We start from the raw sequence: 24,736 nt of genomic DNA on the forward strand, positions 1-24,736 counted from the left end.
CCGCTGCCGACGCGTTCAGTTGGTGACGCGTTCGGCTGGTAACGCCGTTCCGCTAGCGGCGCGCCTCCGGCACCTCAGGAGGGAGCCCTCGGAGGGGCGGCGGAGCATCCGCGACGCGCGCATCGACGCTGCGGTCTTCGGCGGAATCCGCTCCGCCCTCGGCCAGCGCGTCCGCGTTCCACTCGGCGCCGGTGCCCGTGCCGCCGCCCGTGTTCTCGCCTGCGTCGTCGGGTGCGCCGTCGCCGTCGGGTTCGCCGTCGCCGGGATTCTGCTCCGGCGCGTGCGCGTAGAGCTCGGTGAGCTTGCGATACGACTTCGTGAAGAAGGCCAGCGTCGCGGCGATCACCATGATGATGCCCGCGAACAGGCAGATCAGGGCGATGCCACGGGCCTCCCCCTCACCCAGCAGCCACTCCCACTGCTGCTGCCCGTCGGGCGTCCTCATGTACGGGATGATCAGGAACTCCGCGATCGGCGCGATGAGGAATGCCGCGATCGGAGCGGCTGCGGCCTCCATCGCCGCGGCGACGCCGAACACACGCCCCTGCCTGTCATAGCGGACGACCTTCTGGATGATGGTCTGCTCGGCCGCCTCGACGGGCGGCACGAGGGCCATGTAGATCCACATGCCGACGACGTAGAGCGGCCACCATTCGCGCAGCATGAACACCGACCCCAGGATGCCCATCGCGATCACGACGAGCAGCAGGGTGCGCATGGGGTTCGCCCCGAGGCCGAACTTCGCCACGAGCCCGCCGCCTATCAGGAACCCGGTCGACGCGAACGCCAGCGCGAAGCCCCACATCTGCGCGTCGAAGAGCGTGAGACCGTACGGATCCATCAGCGCCATGTACACGCCGCCGATGAGGTTGTTGAACGTCGAGAAGATGATCAGCGCGAACAGTCCGGGGGCCAGCCGGATCGCCGCCACGCTGCCGCGGAAGTCGAGGGCGCTCTTCGCATCGGGGTCTGGCTGCGGCGCCCCCTCGGGGATGCGGATGAAGAGCAGGTGCACGAAGGTCAGCACCATCGCGCCGATCGCGATCGCGAGCGTCCACCCCATGCCCAGGAAGCCGATGGACAGCCCGGAGAAGACGCTGGTCACGAGGAAGGCCAGACCCTGCACCGTGCCGACCAGGCCGTTGGCGTTGGCCCGTCGATCTTCGGGGACGAGCAGCGTGACGGTCGTCGAGAGCGCGATGTTGCGGAGCTGCTCGATCACCCCGCCGAACAGGATGATCGCCGAGAACAGCCAGAACCACGGACCGCCGAGGTCGAGCAGCGCCGCCTCCGGCTGCCAGACGTAGAGAACGCCGGCGATCAGGAAGGCGACCGCCGAGATGACGCTCGAGAGCAGCATCACCGTGTGTTTGCGATTGCGGTCGACGATGGTGCCGAAGATCATCGCGAAGAAGGCGATGAACAGCATGTACGCGCCGCCGATGACGCCGGTCGCGAGCACGGACTGCGTCTCGATGTAGACCCAGAAGGTCAGCGCGAACCACAGAAAGCTCGTCGTCACGTTCGCGATGAGCGTGTTGACGAGGACGTTCGCGAAGGCGGTCTTCGCAGCGCTGCGCTCCATGGATTAGAGGGTAGGCGGGGCCTCGGACATTCGCTAGAGCGGTATGCCGGCCGGGGGACGCCGGGCTCGGCATCCGCCCGTAGGCTTGTGCGGTGACTATTCAGCATGACCCCGCGGTCCGGGGCTTCGCCAGCGACAACTATTCCGGCGTCCACCCCGAGGTCCTCGCGGCCATCGCAGCGGCGAACGGCGGCCACCAGGTCGCGTACGGCGAGGACGCCTACACCGCACGTCTGCAGGAGGTGTTCCGCGCCCACTTCGGCGAGGGCGTCCAGGCGTTCCCGGTGTTCAACGGCACGGGTGCGAACGTCACCGGCCTGCAGTCGATGCTGCCCCGCTGGGGAGCCGTCATCGCGGCATCCTCCGCGCACATCAACGTCGACGAGGGCGGAGCGCCCGAGAAGATCGGCGGATTCAAGATCCTCGCCGTGCCGACCGACGACGGCAAGCTCACGCCGGAGCTCGTCGACCGCGAGGCCTGGGGCTGGGGCGACGAGCACCGCGCGCAGCCGCTCGTGGTCTCGATCACGCAGTCGACCGAGCTCGGCACCCTCTACTCCGTCGACGAGATCCGGGCTCTCGCCGATCACGCGCACGAACGCGGCATGACCCTGCACCTCGACGGCGCGCGCATCTCGAACGCGGCCGCAGCCCTCGACGTGCCGCTGCGCGCGTTCACCCGCGACGCCGGCGTCGACGTGCTCAGCTTCGGCGGCACGAAGAACGGCGCCATGCTCGGCGAGGCCATCGTGGTGCTGAACCCCGAGGCATCGAACGGACTGCAGTACTCCCGCAAGTTCAACATGCAGCTGTCGTCGAAGATGCGCTTCGTCTCCGCCCAGCTCATCGCGCTGCTCGAAGGAGACCTGTGGCTGCGCAACGCCCAGCACGCGAACGCCATGGCGCAGCGGCTGCGCGGGGCGATCGAGGCCGGCATCGCGGCCGGTGAGATCACCGGCGTCTCGTTCACGCAGCCGACCCAGGCGAACGGCGTGTTCGCGCAGCTGCCCGACGGCATCGCCGACCAGCTGCGCGAGAAGTTCCGCTTCTACGACTGGGATGCCGCGCGCAACGAGGTGCGGTGGATGTGCGGCTTCGACACCGAGGAGTCCGACGTCGACGAGTTCGTCGCAGAGCTCGCGCGCCTCACGACACGCTGAGCGGAGCGGAGCGGAGCGGAGCGGAGCGGAGCGGCTAGCGCAGCAGACCGAGGTTCGCGAGCGCCAGGCGGATGAGGGTGCCTCGCCCGCCCTCCATCTCGGCGGCGACGGCGTCCGATGCCGCGGCCTCGGGCGAGAACCAGGTGACCTCGAGTGCATCCTGGCGCGGCTCGCACGTGCCGGTGACCGGCACCACGAATGCGAGCGAGACGGCATGCTGACGGTCATCGTGGTAGGCGCTGACCCCCGGGATCGGGAAGTACTCGGCGACCGTGAAGGGCAGCGGCTGCGGCGGCAGCAGGGGGAACGCCATCGGGCCCAGATCGTTCTCGACATGGCGGAACAGCGCATCGCGGATCGTCTCGCCGAACCGCACTCGGCCCGAGACGATGGTGCGCGTCATCTCGCCCATGGGCGTCGAACGCAGCAGGATGCCGATCTCGGTCACCTGCCCGGAGCCATCGGTCCTCACCGGGATCGCCTCGACGTAGAGCATGGGCAGATGGCGTCTCGCCTCCGCCAGCTCGAAGTCGCTCAACCACCCCGGGTTGGAGTCACGCGAGGGCTGTGCGGCGCCGAAGCCCTCCATGCCGTCGTCGGGCTCGGGGTCGGGATCAGGTGTGCGGACGGCCATGTCTCCTTTCTACCAGCAGCGCCCTCCGGCGAACACCGACTTGAGGCCACGACCGGCATACGATCCGATGATCGTCTCCTGCGGGTGTCGGACGGCGCTGGCAGGATGGGACCGTGAGCGAAGAACTGATGATCGACGGGCTCCTCACGCGCTGGTCGACGGAAGATCGCGCGGGGATGCCGCTGCTGGTGCTGCTGCACGGATACGGCGCCGACGAGCACGACCTGTTCGGTCTCGTCCCTTACCTGCCGGACGGCATCGTGGTCGCGTCCGTCGCCGCCCCGCTCGCTCCCCCGTGGCCGATGCCCGGGCGCTCGTGGTACGCCATCGAGGGTCTCGACGGCCGCAGCTCGGCATCCGTCACCGTCGCGGCAGAGGCGTTCCTGCGCTGGCTCGACGATGTCAGGGCCGACGCCCCTGCCGTGGCCCTTCTCGGGTTCTCGCAGGGTACCGCCGTCGCCCTGCAGGCCATGCGACTCGCGCCCGGGAGCATCGACACCGTGGTGGCCCTCAGCGGTTACGCCGCGCCCGGCGAGCTGCCGGGCGACGATGCGCTGACCGAGGCGCGACCGCACGTCTTCTGGGGCCGAGGCACGAACGACCAGGTGATCCCCCAGGCGCTGGTCGCGCACACCGCCGAGTGGCTTCCGGCGCACTCCGAGTTGTCCGGACGCGTCTACACCGGGCTCACGCACAGCATCTCGGAGGAGGAGCTCCGAGACGTGCGCGCGTTCCTCACGAAGTGGTTGGAGCGCGCCGTCGAGGCGTGACCGCCCCCGCACGCAGCCGCGACACGCCCGGGGTTGCGAAACTCCGACACGCCCGGGTATCGTCGTTGAGTCCTGTCCGCCGTGTCTGGAAGTCCTTTGATCTGATCCGTCGCCTCCGCGCTCATCTTTCCGCGCGCTGACCCGACGATCGCCGACTCCACGGCAGACCACCGCCCGCTGTCCTTCGACAGCGACCCGCTCAGACGGGCCCATCGGGCGACCGGCGTCAGTGCACCCTCGCACTGGACAGGAGACACCATGTCAGTCCCCACTCTTCATTCATCGGTCACCCTCGATCGACTCACCTTCACCTGGCCCGACGGCACGTCAGCGCTCGACTCGGTCTCCGGATCATTCGGCTCCGGTCGCACCGGCCTCGTCGGTCGCAACGGCGCCGGCAAGTCCACGCTGCTGCGGCTGATGGCGGGCGAGCTGACCCCGACGGCCGGGCACCTCACCACCACCGGCGAGGTCGCCTACCTGCCGCAGCAGCTCACACTCGACGTCGACCGCCGGGTCGCCGATCTTCTCGGAGTGGCTCCCGCCCTCGATGCCGTCCGTGCGATCGGCGCGGGCGACGTCGATCAGGTGCACTTCGACACGGTCGGCGACGAGTGGGACATCGAAGCGCGCGCCGAGATGTCCCTGGCAGACGCCGGGCTCGCCCCCGAGTTCCTCGACCGGAGGGTCGGCGAGCTGTCGGGTGGTGAGGCCGTGCTGGTCGCGATCGCCGGCATCCGTCTCCGGCGCGCGCCGATCACCCTGCTCGACGAACCGACCAACAATCTCGACCGCGACGCCCGCGCGAGACTCGCGGCGATGGTCCGCTCGTGGAAGGGCACACTCATCGTTGTCAGCCACGACCTGTCGCTGCTCGAACTGATGGACGACACCGCCGAGCTCTACGCCCAGACGCTGAGCGTGTTCGGCGGGCCGTACTCCGAATGGCGCGCCTGGTTGGACGCCGAGCAGGATGCCGCGAGGCAGGCGGAGGTGACGGCGAAACAGGAGTTCCGCAAGGAGAAGCGCCAGCGCATCGAGGCCGAGGTCAAGCTCGCCCACCGAGCGCGCACCGCCAAGAAGGCCGAGATCGAGAAGCGCGTGCCGAAGATCGTGGCCCACGGGCGCAAGATGGCGGCCGAGGTGTCGGCGGGCAGGCTGCGCACGGAGGTCGGGGCGAAGGAGGATGCCGCCCGCACCGCGCTCGACGAGGCGGGGCGGCGCCTGAGGTCCGACGCGTCGATGAAGATCGAGCTGCCGGATCCGCAGGTGTCACGCAGTCGTCGCATCGCGACGATCGGCGACGGCGAGAGGTCGTGGATCATCCAGGGCCCCGACCGGGTCGCGCTGATCGGGCGCAACGGCGCCGGAAAGACCACGCTGCTCGAACGGCTCGTGGCCGACGTCGGCCACGACTCCGGAGAAGCACTGCCGCTCGACGCGGACCGGCCCGATCCGTCAGGTGACGACGCGGATCTCCGGAGCTCCGGAGCGCGCCTCGTCGCGACAGCTCTCACCGACCGGATCGGCTACCTGCCGCAGCGCGTCGACGGGCTCGACGAGAACCGGTCGGTATTCGAGAACATCGCGGATGCCGCACCGCAGGTGCCCGAGAAGGAGCTGCGCAATCGCCTCGCACGGTTCCTCATCCGAGGGGCCACCGCGGAGCGACCTGTCGCCGCTCTGTCAGGCGGGGAGCGGTTCCGCGTGGCTCTGGCGAAACTGCTGCTATCGGACCCCGCACCCCACCTCGTGGTGCTGGACGAGCCGACGAACAACCTCGACATCGACACGGTCGATCAGCTGGTCGAGGCGCTCCGGGCATACCGCGGGGCGGTGCTGGTCGTGAGTCATGACGATGCGTTCCTCGCGCGTCTCGACCTGGGACTCACGCTCGAGATCGACGTCGACGGCTCACTGACCGCGAGGTGAGCTCACGCCCGTCGGCTCCGCATCGCCCGGGTATGGGCGATCGCGGGGTCGGCGGCGAGCAGGGTGTAGTCCTCGGATTCTCGAGGGACGAGCGCGACCCGCCCCTCGGCGTCGTGGGCGATCCCCCACCCGTAGCGTTTTCCCAGCGGTGATGAGCGCAGGCAGGGCTGCCCCTTCGAGAAGAACGCCTCGCGTGCGGCGGAGTCGTCCGGGTCGATCCCGGCACGCAGCGCATGCGTGGTGAAGATCACGTCGTCGGAGGTGCGCGCATACGGCTCCTGCGCGATCAGTCGATAGTGCAGTGCGGCGATCGTGGGCCTCTCACCCGCCGGCGGCTCTTCGGCGTGGTCGAGGGGACAGTCTTCTGCGACCTCGATGAACGTGCTCGCATAGTTCGTGGTGTGCGTCGCCATGCCTACAGCATGCCCTCACCCTCGGACAATGCCGACCCCGATGTCGGTGGCACGGGTGATGATGGAGGGATGAGCGACGTGCTCGAACGCTTCACCCCTGCCACGCAAGACTGGTTCCGGGGTGCGTTTCCCGAACCCACGCCCGCCCAGTCGGGCGCCTGGAATGCGATCTCTGCCGGAAAGCACGCGCTCGTCGTCGCACCGACCGGCTCGGGCAAGACGCTCTCGGCCTTCCTCTGGGCGATCGACAGCGTGTTCCGCGAGCGCATCGAGCAGCCCACCCCTCCCGCGAAGCGCACGAAGGCCGCCGACGCCTCGCGCACGCGCATCCTCTACATCTCGCCGCTGAAGGCGCTCGGCGTCGACGTGGAGCGCAACCTGCGCTCGCCCCTCATCGGCATCGGCCAGTCGGCCAGGCGGCTCGGCGTCGAGGCCCCTTCGGTGACGGTCGGCGTGCGCTCGGGCGACACGACCTCGAGCGATCGCCGCAAGCTGGTCTCCGATCCGCCCGACATCCTCATCACGACCCCCGAGTCGCTGTATCTGATGCTCACCAGTCGCGCCGGCGAGACGCTTCGCGATGTGCACACGGTCATCATCGACGAGGTGCACGCGGTCGCCGCGACCAAGCGCGGAGCCCACCTCGCGGTGAGCCTCGAGCGTCTCGATGCGCTGCGTCGCACCCACGGCCACGACCAACCCGCACAGCGCATCGGACTGTCGGCCACCGTGCGTCCGATCGACGAGGTCGCGCGGTTCCTCGGCGGCGCGGCCCCTGTCGAGATCGTCGCGCCGCCGGCGTCCAAGACGTTCGAGCTGGGCGTCGTGGTGCCGATGGACGACATGACCAATCCGCCACCCCCTCCCGGCGCGCCGAACGATTCGGGAGACGCGGCGGATGCGGAGTACACCGAGGTCACCGGCTCCGTGTGGCCCCACGTCGAGGAGGCGATCGTCGATCGCATCCTGCAGAACAAGTCGACGATCGTGTTCTCCAACTCGCGTCGCCTCGCCGAGCGCCTCACCGGGCGACTCAACGAGATCTACTCCGAGCGCATCGGCGTCGCACTGCCCGAGGCCTCCGTGCCGGCAGCCATGATGGCGCAGGCAGGTGCCACCGCCGGAGCAGACCCCGTGCTCGCCAAGGCGCACCACGGGTCGGTCTCGAAAGAGCAGCGCGCCCAGGTCGAAGAAGAGCTCAAGTCCGGTGTCCTGCGCTGCGTCGTCGCGACGAGCAGCCTCGAGCTCGGCATCGACATGGGTGCGGTCGACCTGGTGATCCAGGTCGAGGCCCCGCCGTCCGCGGCCTCCGGTCTGCAGCGCGTCGGGCGAGCAGGTCACCAGGTCGGCGAGATCAGCCGGGCCGCCCTCTTCCCGAAGCACCGCGGCGACGTGCTGCACACCGCGATCGTCACCGAGCGGATGCTGGCGGGCAAGATCGAGGCGATCCAGGTGCCCCGCAATCCACTCGACATCCTCGCGCAGCAGACGGTCGCCGCCAGCGCCCTCGGCGAGATCAGCGTCGAGGAGTGGTTCGAGACCGTGCGTCGCTCGGCTCCGTTCCAGTCGCTCCCGCGATCGGCCTACGAGGCGACGCTCGACCTGCTCGCCGGACGGTTCCCCTCCGATGAGTTCGCCGAGCTCCGCCCGCGGCTGGTGTGGGACAGAGACGCCGGCACCCTGACCGGACGTCCGGGCGCGCAGCGCATCGCCGTCACGAGCGGGGGCACGATCCCCGATCGCGGACTCTTCGGGGTCTTCGTCGCCGGCGAGTCGACCGGCGCCCGCGTCGGCGAGCTCGACGAGGAGATGGTCTACGAGTCGCGAGTGGGCGACGTCTTCACGCTCGGCACGACGAGCTGGCGGATCGCCGAGATCACCCATGACCGGGTCAACGTCATCCCCGCCTACGGCCAGCCCGGCAAGGTGCCGTTCTGGCACGGAGACGGCATCGGCCGACCGTTCGAGCTCGGCGAGGCGCTGGGGAGGTTCTCGCGAGAGGTCTCCGCCGCGACTCCCGAGAAGGCCGCCCAGCGACTGATCGAAGCCGGACTCGACGCGCAGGCGCGGATGAACCTGATGGCGCACCTGACCGAGCAGCGCGAAGCGACCGGAACGCTGCCGACCGATCGCACTCTGACGGTCGAGCGCGGGCGCGACGAGGTCGGCGACTGGCGGGTCATCCTTCATTCCCCGTACGGCATGAAGGTGCATGCACCGTGGGCGCTGGCGATCAACGCCCGCATCCGCGAGCGACTCGGAGTCGAGGGCTCTGCGGTCGCGAGCGACGACGGCATCATCGTGCGCATCCCGGATGCCGAGGCCGAGCCGCCCGGGGCCGAGCTCTTCGTGTTCGACCCGGATGAACTCGAGCAGCTCGTCACGCAGGAGGTCGGCGGCTCGGCCCTGTTCGCGTCGCGCTTCCGCGAATGCGCGGCGCGGGCGCTGCTCATGCCGCGCACCAACCCCAACCGGCGCACCCCGCTGTGGCAGCAGCGTCAGCGTTCGGCGCAGCTGCTCGAGGTGGCGCGCCGACACCCGACGTTCCCCGTGATCCTCGAGACGCTCCGCGAGGTCCTGCAGGACGTCTACGACCTGCCCTCGCTGCGCACGCTGGCGGTGTCGATCGCCGACCGGCGCATCCGGCTCGTCGAGACGCAGCCGTCTCAGCCCTCGCCCTTCGCCCGCGACCTGCTGTTCGGGTACGTCGGCGCCTTCATGTACGAAGGGGACTCCCCCCTCGCCGAGCGCCGGGCGGCCGCCCTTTCGGTCGACCCCGCGCTGCTCGGCGAGCTGCTCGGCACAATCGAGCTCCGCGAGCTGCTCGACCCCGACGTCATCGCCCAGTTCGAGAGAGAAGCGCAGCGCCTCGACCCCGAGCGACGAGCGCGAGGTCTCGAAGGCGTCGCCGATCTGCTGCGGATGCTCGGTCCGATGGATGCCGCCGAGATCGACGCACGACTCGACCCGGAGACGGGGTCCGCATCCGACCACCTCGACGCTCTGATCGCCGCCCGCCGCGCGATCCCCGTCACCGTCGCCGGCACCACGCGCGTCGCAGCCATCGAGGACGCCGGTCGGCTGCGTGACGCACTCGGTGCCGCGCTGCCCACCGGCATCCCGGTCGCATTCCTCGAACCGCTCGCCGATCCGCTCGGCGACCTCATCGCGCGCTATGCCCGCACGCATGGTCCCTTCACGACGGATGCCGTCGCGACGCGATTCGGGCTCGGCGCCGCCGTCGCGCGGCATACCCTGCAGCGGCTCGAGCACTCGGGCAGACTGACCAGCGGTTACTTCCTGCCCGAGGCCTCGGGCACGGGGAACGAGACCGAATGGTGCGACACCGAGGTGCTGCGCCGCCTGCGGATGCGGTCGCTCGCCGCGATCCGAGGCAGCGTCGAGCCCGTGTCGCCCGAGGCGTATGCGCGCTTCCTGCCGGACTGGCAGCACCTGGGACGCCCGCTCGAGGGACTCGACGGGGTGCTCGCGGTGATCGAGCAGTTCGCCGGGGTGCCCGTGCCCGCGAGCGCGTGGGAGTCGCTCGTGCTGCCCTCTCGGGTGCGCGACTACTCCCCCGCCCTGCTCGACGAGCTCACTGCCTCGGGAGAGGTCATCTGGTCGGGCCACGGCACGCTGCCGGGGCGCGACGGCTGGGTCTCGCTGCATCCCGCAGACCTCGCGCCGTTCACGCTGCCCGAGCCCGACGACGAGATCGCCGCCGACTCGCTCGAGGCCCGAGTGCTGATCGCGCTGGATGCGGGTGGCGCGTACTTCGCCGGTCAGCTGAAGGACATGACCGGCGCCGAGAACGAGCAGTCCGTGCTCGAGGCGCTGTGGGCGCTGACGTGGGGCGGCCGGGTCACCAACGACACCTTCGCCCCGATCCGGTCGCTGCTGGCCGGTGGTTCCCAGGCGCACCGGGTCACCCGACGCGCTCCGCGCACGCGCACCTATCGGGGGATGTCGCTGGCACGGACCGCGCCCCGACCGACGTCGATCGGCGGGCGCTGGTCGCTGCTGCCCACCGTCGACACGGATGCTGCTCGTCGTGCGACCGTCACCGCAGGGCTGCTCCTCGACCGCTACGGCGTGGTCACCCGCGGAGCCGTGCAGGCCGAGGGCGTGCCGGGCGGGTTCGCGCAGACATACCGGGTCCTCGCCGGCTTCGAGGAGGCTGGGCACTGCCGCCGCGGCTATGTGATCGAGAGGCTCGGCGCGGCGCAGTTCGCGGCATCCGCCACCGTCGACCGACTTCGCACGTTCGCCGGGCTCGCCGATCCGCCTCCCCGCAATGCCGTCACGCTCGCCGCGACAGATCCCGCCAACCCCTACGGCGCGGCGCTCGGATGGCCCAAGCGCGACGAGGTCTCGCATCGCCCCGGGCGCAAGGCCGGAGGCCTGGTGGTGATCGTCGACGGATCGCTCGTCCTCTACCTCGAACGCGGGGGACGCACGGTGCTGTGCTTCACCGACGACGCCGAGGTGCTGCGCGCGGCAGCGACCGACCTCGCGGCGACCGCCCGTGCGCGGCGCCTCGACACCCTCACGGTCGAGAAGGTCAACGGCGAGGGCGTGTACGGCACCGAGCTCGCCCTCGCTCTGCAGGAGTCCGGATTCGTGGCCACCCCCCGCGGCTACACGCTGCGCAAGGCGATCTGACCGGCCCATGACCACTGCTTCTAGGCTGGACGCATGATCGGGGAGTTCATCAGCGGCGTCCGCACCCTGCTGCGCGGTTTCGGCACATGGCGGCGCCGACCGGGGCTCATGGCCCTCGGTCTCGTACCGGGCTTCATCGCCGCGCTGGTACTGCTCGCCGGACTCGTGCCGCTCGCGCTCGCTCTCGGGCCGATCTCCGACGGTCTCACCCCCTTCGCCGACGGCTGGATCCCGGCCTGGCGCTCGGTGCTGCGCGCCGCCGTGGGCATCGTGATCTTCGCCGCGGCGCTCGCACTCGCGAGCGCCGTGTTCAGCGCCCTCGCCCTGACGATCGGCGACCCGTTCTACCAGCGCATCTGGCGCGCTGTCGAGGCCGATCTCGGCGACGCCCCGCCCTCGGACGGCGGCGGATTCTGGATGGCGGTCGGCGAGGGCCTGAGACTCGTGGTCCTCGGCATCCTGATCGCGATCGCCGTGCTGCTCCTCGGTCTCATCCCTCTCATCGGCGGATTCCTCGGTGCGGTGGGCGGCGTCGTGCTGTCGGGACGGATGCTCGCCCGCGAGCTCACCGGGCGGGCGTTCGACGCCCGCGATCTCAGCCCTGCCGACCGGGCGGTGCTGTTCCGCGGCAGCCGCGCGCGCGTGCTCGGCTTCGGTGTCGCCACGCAGCTGTGCTTTCTGATCCCCGGCGGGGCTGTCGCGGTCATGCCCGCCGCTGTCGCGGGTGCCACTGCCCTCGCGCGCACCATGCTGCAGCGCACGCCGCTGCCACAGCACACTCCGCAGCACGCCCCACAGCACACTCCTCCGCCTCCCCCGCCGGGAAGCGTCTCGGCGCCGCTGCCGCCACCCCCCGGGTCAGGGCACGCCTGATGCCCGAGGGCGATACCGTCTTCCGCACCGCCAGACGTCTCGACGAGGCGCTGGTCGGCGGCGAGGTGGCGCGCTTCGACCTTCGGGGGCCGCGATTCGCGACGCTCGATCTGACGGGTCAGCCGATCCTCTCGTCGATCGCGCGCGGCAAGCATCTGCTGCTGCGGATCGGCGACAGCACGCTGCATTCCCATCTGCGCATGGACGGCGCCTGGCTCGTCTACCGGGCGGGTGAGAAGTGGCGGCATCCGGCGTTCAAGGTCCGCGCGATCGTCGGCACGGCGCAGCGCGAGGCGGTGGGCATCGACCTCGCCGAGATCGAGGTCGTTCCGACCCGCGACGAGGACGAGCTCGTCGGCCATCTCGGCCCCGATCCGCTCGGCCCGGACTGGGATGCCGTCGAGGCCGCCAGACGCGTGAGCGCCGACACCCGCAGCATCCACGTCGCCCTTCTCGACCAGCGGAACGTCGCGGGGTTCGGCAACGAATACGCCGCGGAACTCCTGTTCCTCCGCGGAATCCTGCCGACGACCCCCGCACCGGAGGTCGACGTTCCCGCACTGCTCGACCTCGGCGTGCGCACGATCCGCGCGAACCGCGATCGTCGCCATCGCACCTTCACCGGAGTCGACCGCCCCGGTCAGGGGACGTGGGTGTACGGACGTGCCGGACGCCAGTGCCGCCGCTGCGGAACCCCCATCAGACGCGGCGAGCAGGGCGCGGATCCGACCCGCGAGAGGATCACATTCTGGTGCCCCGTGTGTCAGCGATGACCCGCATCCATGCTCGGGAATGAATCCGGCACCCCCGTGGTTATTGATATATCCGGAGAACTCCGGAACACGGGAGGAATCGTGGGAAAGAACTACGTCGACATCGAGAACGACCAGGGCGCCACGCTGCGATACCGCAAGCACGCCAACGGTCGCGGTCTCGTCGCGCACGGCGCGAAGGTCCATCCGAAGGCGCACATCGAAGCGGGCGCCTACATCGAACCCGGCGCCCGTATCGGCGCGGGGGCGACCATCGCCCGCGGCGCATGGATCGAACCGGATGCCGTGATCGGCGAGGGTGCGCACGTCGACGCGCACGCACACATCGGCCAGGGTGCCGCCGTCGGAGACGGCGCGCACATCGGCGTCCGCACCGAGGTCGGCGCGGGAGCGCGGATCGTCCGCGGTGCGCGCATCGGCGACGACGAGACGGTCGCGGCCGGACTGACGGTCGCCACCGACCCGAAGGGGCTGTGGCTCGCGGCCTGATCGGCCGCGCTCTCAGAACGTCTCACCGCATCCGCCGGGTACCCTGGAACACATGGCGACTCAGGGACGACGACCGGCAGGACGTGCCGGCAAGGGCTCGCCCGTGCGGCGCAACAAGGCCGCACCGGCTCAGCGGTTCCCGCCGCCCAAGCCTCAGAAGAAGACCGCCAAGGTCGTCTTCGACGCGCCCGACACCGAACCGGAGCAGCCGCGTACATTCCGTCTCGGGGTCGTCCCCGGCGCGACACCGGGCAAGTGGATCGATGCCTGGAAGCAGCGGATGCCGCATGTACCCATCGAGCTGGTGACGATCGAGGTCGCCGATCAGCGAGACGCGATCGGCGACCTCGATGCGGCCCTCGTGCGCCTGCCGCTGTCGGATGAGAACCTGCACATCATCACGCTGTACGACGAGGTGCCGGTGGTGGTCGCATCGATCGAGTCGCACCTCCTCGCGGCCGACGACCTGACCGTCGCCGACCTGTCGGGCGAGATCGTGATGGTCCCGACCGACGATGCGCTCGGTCCGATCGACATCCCGGGTGCCGTCGCGCCGACCTTCGCACCGCTGTCGGTCGCCGACGCCATCGTGACCGCCGCCACCGGGACGGGCATCGTGATCGTCCCCATGTCGCTCGCACGCCTGCACCACCGCAAGGATGTCGGCCACCGCCCCCTGGCCGACGGCCCCACCTCGACGGTCGCCCTGGCTTGGCGCCGCGATCACACCACCCCCGACGTCGAGACGTTCGTCGGGATCGTGCGCGGCCGCACGTCAAACTCATCCCGATGACGCGAGCTCGCCGCCACCGCGACGGCTCCGCGGCGGCTCCGTGATGTGGTCGGAGTCGTCGGCGACGTCGACCGTGTCCCGTCGTCGTTAGACTCTCGTGGTGGTCTCGCTTCTCTACGTCTGTGTGCGCCCCGAACTCGGGGCGGCGGATGCCGAGCACGCCTCGTTCCGACGGGCGCTCGGCGTCGACGTCGTCGACCGCCTCGACCTGCTCACCGAGCGCCTCGACCCCGCGCGCCTCGCGCGATACAGCGGCGTCGTCGTCGGCGGCTCGCCGTTCAACGTCAGCGACGTCGAGAAGTCCGCCGTGCAGCTGAGGGTCGAAGCGGATCTCGAGCACATCGCGCGGCTGGCGATCGACTCGCAGGTCGCCGCCTTCTTCACCTGCTTCAGCATCGGCGTGGTGACGCGGATGCTCGGCGGCCAGGTCACGTCGGACACCCCCGAGTCGGCGAGCGCCACCGTGATCGAGACCACCGCCGCCGGCGCCGCGGACCCCGTCTTCGGTCCGAGCTCCCCCGCGCTCACCGTCTTCACCGCTCACAAGGAGAGCGCCGCGGCTCTGCCGGAGGGCGCGGTGCTGCTCGCCACGAACGACACCTGTCCCGTGCAGGCGTATCGGGTGGGCACCCACCTCTACACGGCGCAGTTCCATCCGGAGCCGACTCCGCGGGACTTCGCCGATCGGATGACGTTCTATCGCACCACCGGGTACTTCGACCCCGACGAGTTCGACGCCGTGCAGGGGCAGGTGCTGTCGGCATCCGTGACGGAGGGTGCGGCGCTGCTGCGCCGTTTCGCGCAGACGTTCGCGGCAGCCTGACGCCCGCGGGCTCAGCCTGACCCGCGGGCTCAGCCGGTCAGGCGTGCCCGTCGCCTCAGCCGCGCAGCAGCTCGACCCGTTCGCGGAGGTATGCCTCGAGCGGCATCCAACCGCCTGCCGTGCTCCATCGCACGGATGGCACCGTGTCGACCATCGCCAGAGGCCCGGACGCTCCGCCCGCGTCCACGGCGGCGAGGTCGATCACCGACCATCCGACGTGCACGACATCGCCCTCGTCGAACCCGCCCCGCAGTGCCAGGGCACGTCGTTCTGCGCGCTCGCGCGCGGACTCCGCCGTGTAGCCGCGGCGCCCCGGATCGGCGGCCCTCAGCACCTCGGCGGTCGCCAGTGCGTGCGTCTCGGTGAGCAGCAGCACGCCGAGGTGCCACGCCTCGCCCACCCGCACGATGCGGCGTCCGCGCCACCGCGATTCGCGCTCTTCACCGAGTCCCTCCTTCGGAAGGCCGGCGAGCGCACGCACCGCGTCGGCGACGAGCGCGGACGCGGCCGTCACAGCTCCCCCTGCGGTGTCTCGCGGACGAGCGCCGGGTCGACGAGTCGTGCCGCCTCGCCGCGGATCAGCATCCCGATCAGGGGGAACAGCAGCACCGACAGCATCCCGGCCCCGACGAGTGCTGCCGCCGTGCCGGTGTCGATCATCTTCTGATCCACCCCGATCGCCGTCACGGCGACGATGATGGGCAGCCCGGTGGCGGCCAGCAGCCCGATCGCGGTGCGGTCCCTGGCGCTCGCGCCCGTCGGCGCGGAGAGCTGCGCGGTCGTGCCTCGGAGCACGAGCAGCGCGACGAGGAACAGCGGAAGCATCAGCATCGCCGACGACGAGCCGGTGAGCGCCTGCAGGTCGAAGTTCACGCCCGTGTAGAGGAAGAAGATCGGCACGAGGAAGCCGAACGCGATGGCCTCGAGCTTCGTCTCGACCGCCTCGGCGTCCTTCTCGGGCGCGCGCGCCATGATAATGCGCCACACCGCTCCGGCGACGAATGCACCCAGCAGCATGTCGAGGTCGAGCACGACGCTGAGACCGACCAGCGACGCGATGAGCAGCAGCACGAACCGCACGCCGAACTGGTCGGAGGTGTGCAGCGTCGCACGCACGAACGAGTGGAGGCGCCCGTGCGGCATCCTCCGAGCCATGAGCACGGCGAGCCCCGCGAGCACGACGAAGGCGAGCAGCACCGCGGTGGCGAGCGGGGTGGTGCGGGTGCTGAGGAAGAGCGAGATCGCGATCAGCGGCAGGAACTCGCCGACCGCGCCGATCACGGTGACCGCACGTCCGAACGGGGTGTCGGTCTCCTGCGCATCCCTGAGGATCGGCATCAGCGTGCCGAGTGCGGTGGAGCTGAGGGCGATCGCGATCACGACCATCCCCTCGCCCGGGGCGAGGAGGAAGCCGATCCCGATGCCCAGCACCACGCTGATGGCCCACCCGATCGAGGCGCGGACGAGGGGCCGTCCGGCGACCGCCCGGAAGTCGATCTCGGAGCCCGCGATGAAGAACAGCATCGCGAGACCGAAATCACTGAGCTTCTCGAGGATGGGCGTCGGCTCGACCCAGCCGAGCACCGCGGGCCCCGCGAGAATCCCGAGGACGAGCTCGAACACGATGATCGGCACGCGGATGAGGGGTCGGATGCCGCGCGCCAGCAGCGGCGCTGCCACGGCGAGCAGCGGGATCAGCACCAGTCCGAGATCGCCCGCGTCCACGCTCCCAGAGTAGCGACCCGTCGTCGCGATGCGTCCGATTCGCCCGGTGGTCGCATCCACGGCAGAATCGATGCACACCCCCGAGGAGCCCTCATGTCTCAGCCCGACACCGCCCGCCTGCTGATCGCCTGCGATGATCAGCCCGGCATCGTCGCCGCCGTCGCCGGCGTGCTCTCCGTCCACGGCGCGAACATCATCTCGCTCGACCAGCACTCCACCGACTCCGAGGGCGGCCGGTTCTTCCAGCGCACGGTGATCCACCTCCCCGGGCTCTCTGCGGCGCGCACGACTCTCGAAGCCGATCTGGCTCAGGTCGCCGAGCGGTTCGGCATGGAGTGGTCGCTGCACGACACCGCGCGGCGCAAGCGCGTCGCGATCTTCGTCTCGAAGTACGATCACTGCCTGATGGAGCTGCTGTGGCGCACGCAGCGAGGCCAGCTCGACATCGACGTCACGATGGTCGTCTCGAACCACCCCGACCTCGCCGAGTCCGTACGCTCGTTCGGGGTGCCGTTCGTGCACATCCCCTCAGGCGACAAGCAGACGATGGAACAGCGTCAGCTCGAGCTCCTGCGCGGCAACGTGGATCTGGTGGTCCTCGCCCGGTACATGCAGATCCTCACCGACGACTTCATCGAGGGTCTCGGCGCCCCGATCATCAACATCCACCATTCCTTCCTCCCCGCGTTCATCGGGGCGAACCCGTATGCGAGGGCGAAGGACCGCGGTGTGAAGCTGATCGGAGCCACCGCGCACTACGCGACGGCGGATCTCGATGAGGGACCGATCATCGAGCAGGACGTCACCCGTGTCACGCACTCGGAGTCGGCCGCCGATCTGCAGCAGCGCGGCGCCGACGTCGAACGCCTCGTTCTCGCCCGTGCCGTGCAGTGGCATGCCGAGGACCGTGTGATCGTCCACGGCCGGTCCACCGTCATCCTCTGACCCGGGGTGCTCAGAGGGGTGCGACGCCTCTAGCCGATGACGTCGCTGGCAAGCCCCCGTACCTGGCCAGCTTCACAGCCCGGATCGACAACGACCCTCACCGGGCCTCCGGCACTCCCGCCAGCAGTTCGGCGAAGGCCTCGGCGGCGGTCGCATGACCGGCCAGTGCCGCGCCCTGACCCATCCAGAGCGACTGCAACTCGCCGAGGTTCTGTTCGCCCGCTGCCGCGCGGAATCGGCCGGTGAGCCAGTTCTGCATCGGGAACGGGGCGATCGTCCCGCTCGCCTCGATCGCCCGCACCGCACGGTTGCGGGTGCCGCGGGCGAGGCGTCCGCTCATCGCCTTCGTGAGAACGGTGCCGTCGGCTGCGGTGGAGCGGATGGCGTCGCGATGCGCCTGGTTCGCCGCCGACTCCGCCGTCGCGAGGAAGGCCGTGCCGACCTGCACGGCTGACGCTCCGAGCGCGAACGCGGCGGCGACGCCGCGCCTGTCGGCGATGCCGCCGGTCGCGATGACCGGCACATCGACGGCATCCACGACCTGTGGCACGAGTGCGAAGGTCCCGACGAGCGATTCCTCGGCCGGACGGAGGAACGACACCCGATGGCCGCCGGCCTCGAAGCCGGTCGCGACGACGGCGTCGACCCCGGCGTCCGCGAGTGCGACGGCTTCGGCGACGGTCGTCGCGGTTCCCACGACACGGATGCCGCGGCGGTGCGCCTCGTCGACGACGGCCCCGGACGGAACCCCGAAGACGGTGCTCAGCACGGCCGGCGCCGCCTCGAAGATCGCGTCGAGCTGCTCGTCGAGGGGAGGCAGGTAGCGCTCGGGGCGGGCGGGCACCTCGAGTCCGACCGCGTCGTAGAACGGCTGCAGCGCCTGCGCGAACACGGTGTGCTGCGGATTCGGCTCGACCTCGTCGCCGGTCGGCAGCCAGATGTTCACCGCGAAAGGACGCGAGGTCGCCTCCCGCAGAGACGCGATCGTCGCGTCGATGCGGTCGGCGTCGTAGCCGTAGAGCCCATAGCCGCCGAGGCCGCCGGCCTCGCTGACCGCCGCCGTGAGCCCGACGGAGGAGAGCCCGCCGAACGGACCGAGGATGATGGGGTGTTCGATGCCGAGCAGTGCGCGCAGATCACTCATGCCTCGAGGCTATCTCCGCTCCCCTGCCCCGAGGCGGGCGCGCGACCGATGCCGCACTCGGATGCCGGTGATAATCTCGGCGTGAGGGATCAGGGAGGCGCGCATGAGCGAATGGTTCGGGCAGATGCTCGGCTTCGTCGCGGCCGCGCTCGGGGTCATCGCGGTGCCGGATGCCGCGGCACTCGGTGTCGCGATCGCGCTGATCGCCCTGACGACCCTCACGATCGCCGTGGCGCTGAGCGTCGCACCGCCCTCTCCACGCAGCGCCCCGCACCCTTTGCGGGCGATCGACGTCTCGACCCTGCTCGCCCAGAGCGATCCTGACGCCGCCGGTCACCCGCGTCCTCGTGCGCCGGGAGTCGCCGTCTCCGCGTAGTCCGTCCTCGTACGGGACTGCGCGGCTTTCGCCGACCCTTCCCGACACACGAACGGACTTCCATGGACATCTTCGCCTTTCCACCCCTGACCTTCCTGCTCGACGCGGCGTACGGCGCCCTCGCCGGGCTCTCCGCACTGCTCGAACCGCTCGCCGGAGCATCCGCCGCCGCACTCGCCGTGGTGCTCGTCACGCTTCTCGTGCGCGCCCTGCTGATTCCCGTCGGCGTCTCGCAGGCGAAGGCCGAGCAGACCAGAGCGCGCCTGGCTCCTCGGCTGCGAGAATTGCAGCGCCGGCACAAGAAGAATCCCGAGCGGCTGCAGAAGGAGATGCTCGAGCTCTACCGCTCCGAGAACACGTCTCCGTTCGCCGGGATGCTGCCGGTCCTCGCTCAGGCGCCGGTCGTCGGCATCCTGTACACGCTGTTCATCCGCCCCGACATCGCCGGGCACCCGAACGACCTGCTCACGCACGACCTGTTCGGTGCACCGCTGGGCACCAGTCTCGTCTCCGCCGTCTTCGGCGGCACGGCGACGCCGGAGACGCTGTGGGTCTTCGGTGCGCTGATCGCCGTGATGATCGTGGTGGCCGAGATCACACGACGGGTCTTCCGGCCGGCCGTGGTCGACGACGACTCGCCGCTGAACTCGCCGACGATGCTGCGTGTGACCAGCGCTCTGCACTATCTGACGGCCGTCTTCGCGATGTTCGTGCCGCTCGCCGCCGCGCTGTATCTCACCGTGACCGTGGTCTGGACGCTGGTGCAGCGGATGCTGCTGCGGCGCCGCTATCCGCTGCCCGTGCCTGCTGCGGTCAGCGCCTGACGGGTCGGCCGGTCATTCGGGCAGCGGGATCGGCGCGGTGAAGGGACCGGGCTCGTCGTCGCGGCGGGCGCCGTCGGGCCCGGTCCCGACCTCTCGGGCTGCGGCCGCATCGCCTCGCCGGCGCTGACGTCGCACGCCGAGCGTCGTGCCGACGCTCGCCGCCACCACCAGGGCGATCGCGAGCATCCGCAGCGGAGTCGCCGACTGCCCGAGGATCAGCCACCCGGCGAGCGTCGCGAATGCGGGCTCGAGGCTCAGGAGCACGCCGAACACGCGTTGCGGCAGGCGACGCAGCGCGGCGAGCTCGAAGCTGTAGGGGATCACCGACGACAGCACGGCGGTGACCGCGGCGAGTAGCAGCAGCTGCATGTCGCCCGCGACGGTGACCGCGGCCGGCACACCGACCGGGATCAGCAGGATCGCGGCCACGACCAGGCCGACCGCGAGTCCGCTGCTGCCGGGGATGATGGCACCCACCCGGGCACTCATCCGGATGTACATGGCCCAGAAGCCGGCGGCGATCAGGATGAAGACGATCCCGAGCGGATCGAGGGACTCGGCGCCGATCAGTCCGTCGACGCCGAGCAGCACCATCCCGAGCAGCGCGACCCCCACCCAGGCGGCATCGACGAGGCGCCTGGTCAGCACGGCGGCGAGGACGAGCGGCCCGAGGAACTCGATCGCGACGGCCGGGCCGAGCGGGATGCGGTCGATCGCCGCATAGAAGAAGCCGTTCATCGCGGCGAGCGAGACCCCGAACAGCACGGCGGCGAGCCATTGCGACTTCGTCCACCGGAACGGTCTCGGGCGCACGATGACGACCAGCAGCAGCGCCGCGATCGCCACGCGCAGCGAGGTCACACCCCACGGGCCGAGCACCGGGAAGAGCTGGGCCGCGACCGCGGCCCCGAACGGCAGCGACAGACACGAGCAGACCACGAGCACGACGCCCACGAGCGGACGGGACGGCGTGGACTGCTTCACCCAGCCAGCCTACGGCGCGCGCGGATGCCGACGAACCGGCCCTGTCAGAGGTGCTTGCCGCCGGTGACCGCGAGCACCGCGCCCGAGGTGTACGACGACTCCGCCGACGCGAGGTACACGTAGGCGCCGGCGAGCTCTGCCGGCTGTCCGGCCCGGCCGAGAGGCGTGTCGGATCCGAAGGTCTTCACCCGCTCGTCCGACCAGCCAGTGGCCGGGATCAGCGGCGTCCAGATGGGGCCGGGAGCGACGGCGTTCACGCGGATGCCGCGCTCTCCCGCCTCCTCGGCGAGCGCCTTGACGAAAGCGACCTGCGCCGCCTTGGTCATCGCGTAGTCGATGAGGTTGGGCGACGGCTCGAAGGCCTGCACGGACGACGTGACGATGATGCTGGAGCCGGACTCCAGATGCGGGTACGCGGCCCTGGCCGAGTACAGCAGGCCGAAGAGGTTGGTCTCGAACACGCGGCGGAGGCGGTCGGTCTCGAGATTCTCGAAGCCGTCGATGTCGTGCTGGTACGCGGCGTTCAACACCAGGAGGTCGAGGCCGCCGAGGGCGCTCCGCGTCTCGGTCACCACCTCGGTGGCGAAGGCCTCGTCGCGGACGTCGCCGGCGAGGCTCAGCCCCTGGCGGCCTTCCGCGCGCACGAGATCGATGGTCTCGTCGGCATCCGCCTGCTCCTCCGGCATGTGCACGATCGCCACGTCGGCTCCCTCGCGGGCGAAGGCGATCGCCACGGCTCGGCCGATTCCGGAATCCCCGCCGGTGATCAGGGCTCTACGCCCCTCGAGACGCCCGTGGCCCACGTACGACTCCTCGCCGTGGTCGGGAGTCGGGCGCATGTCGTCGGTCAGTCCCGGCTGGTTCTGCTGCTGACCGGGGAATTCCTCGTCGCGGTGCTGGCTGCGGGGGTCGGGGGTGCTGTCTGCCATGGTGTCTCCTCTTCCTCGCGACTCGCCATCATCGTGCGTGGCCTGAGTCGGGCGTCCAACGAGACTCGCGGCCCGTCGGCGCCCTCGGGAGGGGGTTGACAATCGACACCTCGATCGACGATCGGGGTGCGACAGGTGAATGGCGCGGGCCGCTCAGGCCCCGGGAGCGGCGGGCTCGTCGTCGGCCGGCGCGACGGGGCCGGACGTGTCCTGCGGCTCGGGAACGAGATACAGCCCGCTCGGCGCATTCGCGGTGAAGGCGAGCGCCTCGATCCAGGCACGGTTGATCGACGGCTGCCTGCTGCCGAAGTACTTGAAGACGAGCGAGCTGCCCGGCTGCACCCACACCGTCGTGCGGCCGCCGCCGACGCTCGCGTCTTCGCGCCAGCTGAACGGGAAGGGCTCGGCGCGTCGCAGCTTGGCGGTCATCACGAGCTGCAGGTGGGTGAGGGCGCGATCCTCGATCTCGGTCTTCACGCTGCCCTCGTAGATGAACTTGCCCATTCGCCCTCTCCTCTGGTGTGCAGGTCTTCGTCATGCAGTTTATGGGACCGCAGGCCCTCGATGCGTCGGCCCGAGCGGGCTGTCCAGACGGGGTCGGAGCGGGCCGAAGTCAACCCCCTGCGTGCGGATCCCTTCGCCGATATCCTGGCAGGAACCGCGAGGAGACCCACCATGAACGCACGACACATCGACGACCGTTCCGATGAGGGCTACACCCCCACGACCACTCACGCCGAGTTCGGCGAGGGCAACCCGCGCCTGCGCGTCACGCGCGACGGCGAGCGCGCCGAGTTCGCCCTCGAGGTCGACGTGGTGCGCATCGGCTCCGCTGCCGACAACGAGCTGCGGCTCGACGGCGCCGACCCCGTGCACGCCACGATCACGCACGACGACCGTGACGAGTACGTCCTCGAACTCCACGGCGAGGGCGAGATGAACAGCAACCCCGACGCCACCGCCACCCACCCCGGCGATCGCACCCAGACGCTGCGCACCGGCGCACGCTTCACCGTCGGCGAGTGGGAGCTGGTCTACGCCCGCGACGAGTTCGCCGACCACGGGCGCCCGTACGGCGGACGCCTCGGCGGCGAGTACTCCGACCAGCCGCTGCAGCCCCCGCGGCCCGACTACTCCGACGAGGCGACCATCGAGTCCGACGCCCCGACGCACGCGGACTCCGCCGAAGAGAAGTGACAGCAGAGCAGTCACCGCTGGACCGCGTCAGCGAGGTCGCCGCTGAGCGCGGACTGCGCATCTGCGTGGTGGAATCCCTGACCTCGGGACGTCTGGCGAGCACGATCGGCGCGGGGGCCGACGCCGGTTCGTGGTTCGCCGGCGGCATCGTGGCCTACCTCACCGATGTGAAGGAGAGCCTGCTCGGACTCACGCCGGGAACGGATCCGTGTTCCCCCGAGTGCGCCGAGCATCTCGCCGCGAGCGCACTGCGGCTGTTCGACGCCGACGTCTGCATCTCGACGACGGGGGTCGGCGGGCCCGATCCTGAAGGCGGGCACGAGCCCGGCACCGTCTACGTCGGATGGGCCACGGCCGACGGGGTCGGTCACCGCAGGCTGGCGCTCAGCGGCGATCCGCAGGAAGTCCTCGACGAGACGGTCGACACCGCCATGCGGCTGCTCGCTTTCCATGCCGAGGGCATCCGCCCTGCGGGACCGCGGCGCTCGGGACCGGGGTCTTCGGCATCCGCGGCTGCCGAAGACGACGCCGAAGACGACGCCGAGGAAGGTGGCGCGGCAGAGCCCACGGCCTGAGCCCTGGCTCTCCTGCGCTCGACCCGTCTCCCGTCAGCGTCCGGGTACGACGCCGATGCGCAACGGCGCGCCGGGAGCGGATGCCGCGGTGATGGCCTCGTCGAGGTCGGCGAGCTGCCGCACTTCGCCGACCGCGTCCACGAACGGGTAGGCGCGTCCTCGTCCTGCGAGGAATGCGACAGCCTCGGCGAGCTCCGATCCCGTGTAGTTGTGCACGCCGGTGACGGTCACCAGCCGGCGAACGATGCTCTCGGCGTCGAGGGGCACCGGCTCGGCAGGGAAGACGCTCCCGACCAGCACGACCGTGCCCCCGGTGGCGACGCCGGCGAGCGCCTCGGCCACGGCATGCCCCGAGGCCTCGATCACGACGTCCGGGTCACGATCGATCGGACCGGCGCCGAAGCGTGCGGCCAGAGCCAGCCGTTCGGGTGCGGGGTCGAGCACCTCGACCGTCGCGCCGTGCTCCACCGCGATCGCCGCGGCCGAGAGCCCGACGAGTCCGGCTCCGTGGATGCGGACGGTCGCGCCGTCGAGGTCGTGATCGCGCGCAGCCCGGGCTACGGCGGCCCAGGCGGTCGCGGTCGCGCACGATGCCGGAGCGAGCACCGCGGCCGGCAGGGACTCGGGCACCCGCACGATCGCGGTGCCCGCCCGCACCTGGACGTGCGAGCCGAACGCGCCGGTGAGGTCGCCGTGCACGCCGATGCGGTCATGACCGTACTTGCCGAGCGTGCGGCACTTCTGCGGCACACCCTGGGCGCACCTGTCGCAGGTGCCGCACGAGATCGTGACCGACCAGACGATCCGATCCCCGATGCGCACGGGGACGCCGTCGACCGTCGAGGCCCCGCCGTCGCCCAGGGCGATCACACGTCCGACGCTCTCGTGTCCGAGCACCAGCGGCACCGGGGCGGACCGACGTCCGTGCACGGTGTGGACGTCGGACCCGCAGATCGTCGACATCTCGACGGCGACGAGCACGTCGTGCTCACCGAGCGCGACACCGGGAACGGCGATCATCTCGTGCGGGTGGCCCTCACCGATCCACACCATCGCTGTGGCCGCGGGCCGCAGGGCCACGTCGCGACGGTGGCCGGGAGGACGGATCAGCAGAGTTCCCATGTCAGGGC

Annotated in this window: 24 protein-coding genes; 14 read left to right on the top strand and 10 right to left on the bottom strand. The window is 70.5% G+C overall.

Annotated elements, in window-relative coordinates; all coding sequences use genetic code 11:
• Window positions 1–52: 52 nt before the first annotated feature.
• Complete coding sequence (locus AKG07_RS09030; protein ID WP_053097564.1) at window positions 53–1,585, bottom strand: MFS transporter; 1,533 nt, start codon at window positions 1,583–1,585, stop codon at window positions 53–55.
• 92 nt (window positions 1,586–1,677) lie between these two features.
• On the opposite strand from AKG07_RS09030, the gene AKG07_RS09035 reads away from it, so the two are divergent.
• The gene (locus AKG07_RS09035) at window positions 1,678–2,745 is read left to right on the top strand and encodes a threonine aldolase family protein (protein ID WP_053097565.1); all 1,068 of its coding nucleotides are present in this window, start codon (window positions 1,678–1,680) and stop codon (window positions 2,743–2,745) included.
• Window positions 2,746–2,779: 34 nt separating this feature from the next.
• On the opposite strand, the gene AKG07_RS09040 is transcribed toward AKG07_RS09035, so the two are convergent.
• Window positions 2,780–3,379: a DUF4916 domain-containing protein gene (locus AKG07_RS09040; protein WP_053097566.1), complete on the bottom strand. Its 600-nt coding sequence runs from the start codon at window positions 3,377–3,379 to the stop codon at window positions 2,780–2,782.
• A 113-nt stretch (window positions 3,380–3,492) separates the two neighbouring features.
• Between AKG07_RS09040 and AKG07_RS09045 the strand changes: the two genes are divergently transcribed.
• Window positions 3,493–4,149: an alpha/beta hydrolase gene (locus tag AKG07_RS09045; RefSeq protein ID WP_233277236.1), complete on the top strand. Its 657-nt coding sequence runs from the start codon at window positions 3,493–3,495 to the stop codon at window positions 4,147–4,149.
• A gap of 258 nt (window positions 4,150–4,407) precedes the next feature.
• The gene (locus AKG07_RS09050) at window positions 4,408–6,081 is read left to right on the top strand and encodes an ABC-F family ATP-binding cassette domain-containing protein (protein WP_053097567.1); all 1,674 of its coding nucleotides are present in this window, start codon (window positions 4,408–4,410) and stop codon (window positions 6,079–6,081) included.
• Between the two features lie 2 nt (window positions 6,082–6,083).
• Here the strand turns inward: AKG07_RS09050 and AKG07_RS09055 are convergent, their stop codons facing one another.
• Window positions 6,084–6,494, bottom strand: coding sequence for a DUF6157 family protein (locus AKG07_RS09055; RefSeq protein ID WP_053097568.1), 411 nt, complete (start codon window positions 6,492–6,494; stop codon window positions 6,084–6,086).
• A gap of 69 nt (window positions 6,495–6,563) precedes the next feature.
• Here AKG07_RS09055 and AKG07_RS09060 point away from each other — a divergent pair, with 69 nt between their 5' ends.
• The 6 genes from AKG07_RS09060 to AKG07_RS09085 all read left to right on the top strand — a co-directional run bounded on the left by AKG07_RS09060 (window position 6,564) and on the right by AKG07_RS09085 (window position 14,907).
• Complete coding sequence (locus tag AKG07_RS09060) at window positions 6,564–11,156, top strand: ATP-dependent helicase (protein WP_053097569.1); 4,593 nt, start codon at window positions 6,564–6,566, stop codon at window positions 11,154–11,156.
• Between the two features lie 33 nt (window positions 11,157–11,189).
• The gene (locus AKG07_RS09065) at window positions 11,190–12,029 is read left to right on the top strand and encodes an EI24 domain-containing protein (RefSeq protein WP_072591715.1); all 840 of its coding nucleotides are present in this window, start codon (window positions 11,190–11,192) and stop codon (window positions 12,027–12,029) included.
• Window positions 12,029–12,802 (top strand): DNA-formamidopyrimidine glycosylase family protein, encoded by a 774-nt coding sequence (locus tag AKG07_RS09070; RefSeq protein WP_053099223.1) that lies wholly within the window; start codon window positions 12,029–12,031, stop codon window positions 12,800–12,802. Before AKG07_RS09065 ends, AKG07_RS09070 begins: the two co-directional genes overlap by 1 nt.
• Before the next feature lie 81 nt (window positions 12,803–12,883).
• On the top strand, window positions 12,884–13,291 hold the full coding sequence (locus AKG07_RS09075) for a DapH/DapD/GlmU-related protein (RefSeq protein ID WP_053097570.1): 408 nt from the start codon (window positions 12,884–12,886) through the stop codon (window positions 13,289–13,291).
• Window positions 13,292–13,343: 52 nt separating this feature from the next.
• Complete coding sequence (locus tag AKG07_RS09080) at window positions 13,344–14,084, top strand: LysR substrate-binding domain-containing protein (RefSeq protein ID WP_053097571.1); 741 nt, start codon at window positions 13,344–13,346, stop codon at window positions 14,082–14,084.
• A gap of 100 nt (window positions 14,085–14,184) precedes the next feature.
• Entirely contained in the window at window positions 14,185–14,907 is a 723-nt protein-coding gene (locus AKG07_RS09085) for a glutamine amidotransferase-related protein (RefSeq protein WP_053099224.1), read from the top strand.
• A gap of 55 nt (window positions 14,908–14,962) precedes the next feature.
• Here the strand turns inward: AKG07_RS09085 and AKG07_RS09090 are convergent, their stop codons facing one another.
• Window positions 14,963–15,421 carry a hypothetical protein gene (locus AKG07_RS09090; RefSeq protein WP_053097572.1) on the bottom strand — a complete coding sequence of 153 codons (459 nt, stop codon included), beginning with the start codon at window positions 15,419–15,421 and terminating at the stop codon, window positions 14,963–14,965.
• Complete coding sequence (locus tag AKG07_RS09095; protein ID WP_053099225.1) at window positions 15,418–16,632, bottom strand: cation:proton antiporter; 1,215 nt, start codon at window positions 16,630–16,632, stop codon at window positions 15,418–15,420. Before AKG07_RS09095 ends, AKG07_RS09090 begins: the two co-directional genes overlap by 4 nt.
• 93 nt (window positions 16,633–16,725) lie before the next feature.
• On the opposite strand from AKG07_RS09095, the gene purU reads away from it, so the two are divergent.
• Window positions 16,726–17,577 (top strand): formyltetrahydrofolate deformylase, encoded by an 852-nt coding sequence (gene purU / locus AKG07_RS09100; protein ID WP_053097573.1) that lies wholly within the window; start codon window positions 16,726–16,728, stop codon window positions 17,575–17,577.
• A gap of 97 nt (window positions 17,578–17,674) precedes the next feature.
• On the opposite strand, the gene AKG07_RS09105 is transcribed toward purU, so the two are convergent.
• Window positions 17,675–18,721 carry an NAD(P)H-dependent flavin oxidoreductase gene (locus AKG07_RS09105; protein ID WP_053097574.1) on the bottom strand — a complete coding sequence of 349 codons (1,047 nt, stop codon included), beginning with the start codon at window positions 18,719–18,721 and terminating at the stop codon, window positions 17,675–17,677.
• A gap of 103 nt (window positions 18,722–18,824) precedes the next feature.
• On the opposite strand from AKG07_RS09105, the gene AKG07_RS09110 reads away from it, so the two are divergent.
• The gene (locus tag AKG07_RS09110) at window positions 18,825–19,097 is read left to right on the top strand and encodes a DUF6412 domain-containing protein (RefSeq protein ID WP_053097575.1); all 273 of its coding nucleotides are present in this window, start codon (window positions 18,825–18,827) and stop codon (window positions 19,095–19,097) included.
• A 62-nt stretch (window positions 19,098–19,159) separates the two neighbouring features.
• Window positions 19,160–19,921 carry a YidC/Oxa1 family membrane protein insertase gene (locus AKG07_RS09115; RefSeq protein ID WP_053097576.1) on the top strand — a complete coding sequence of 254 codons (762 nt, stop codon included), beginning with the start codon at window positions 19,160–19,162 and terminating at the stop codon, window positions 19,919–19,921.
• 12 nt (window positions 19,922–19,933) lie between these two features.
• Here AKG07_RS09115 and AKG07_RS09120 read toward each other — a convergent pair whose 3' ends face one another.
• From AKG07_RS09120 to AKG07_RS09130, 3 genes are all read right to left on the bottom strand, one after another.
• The gene (locus AKG07_RS09120; protein WP_053097577.1) at window positions 19,934–20,905 is read right to left on the bottom strand and encodes an EamA family transporter; all 972 of its coding nucleotides are present in this window, start codon (window positions 20,903–20,905) and stop codon (window positions 19,934–19,936) included.
• Between the two features lie 44 nt (window positions 20,906–20,949).
• Complete coding sequence (locus AKG07_RS09125) at window positions 20,950–21,834, bottom strand: SDR family oxidoreductase (RefSeq protein WP_053097578.1); 885 nt, start codon at window positions 21,832–21,834, stop codon at window positions 20,950–20,952.
• A 153-nt stretch (window positions 21,835–21,987) separates the two neighbouring features.
• The gene (locus AKG07_RS09130; protein WP_053097579.1) at window positions 21,988–22,338 is read right to left on the bottom strand and encodes a DUF7882 family protein; all 351 of its coding nucleotides are present in this window, start codon (window positions 22,336–22,338) and stop codon (window positions 21,988–21,990) included.
• Between the two features lie 171 nt (window positions 22,339–22,509).
• Here AKG07_RS09130 and AKG07_RS09135 point away from each other — a divergent pair, with 171 nt between their 5' ends.
• Together AKG07_RS09135 and AKG07_RS09140 are read left to right on the top strand one after the other, a co-directional pair.
• Complete coding sequence (locus AKG07_RS09135) at window positions 22,510–23,031, top strand: FHA domain-containing protein (protein WP_053097580.1); 522 nt, start codon at window positions 22,510–22,512, stop codon at window positions 23,029–23,031.
• Complete coding sequence (locus AKG07_RS09140) at window positions 23,028–23,606, top strand: CinA family protein (protein WP_053097581.1); 579 nt, start codon at window positions 23,028–23,030, stop codon at window positions 23,604–23,606. The genes AKG07_RS09135 and AKG07_RS09140 overlap by 4 nt, the downstream gene beginning before the upstream one ends.
• A 33-nt stretch (window positions 23,607–23,639) precedes the next feature.
• Here AKG07_RS09140 and AKG07_RS09145 read toward each other — a convergent pair whose 3' ends face one another.
• Complete coding sequence (locus tag AKG07_RS09145) at window positions 23,640–24,728, bottom strand: alcohol dehydrogenase catalytic domain-containing protein (protein ID WP_053097582.1); 1,089 nt, start codon at window positions 24,726–24,728, stop codon at window positions 23,640–23,642.
• Window positions 24,729–24,736: the final 8 nt, after the last annotated feature.

The sequence above is a fragment of the Microbacterium sp. CGR1 genome, from assembly GCF_001266755.1.
Taxonomy (GTDB): Bacteria; Actinomycetota; Actinomycetes; order Actinomycetales; family Microbacteriaceae; genus Microbacterium.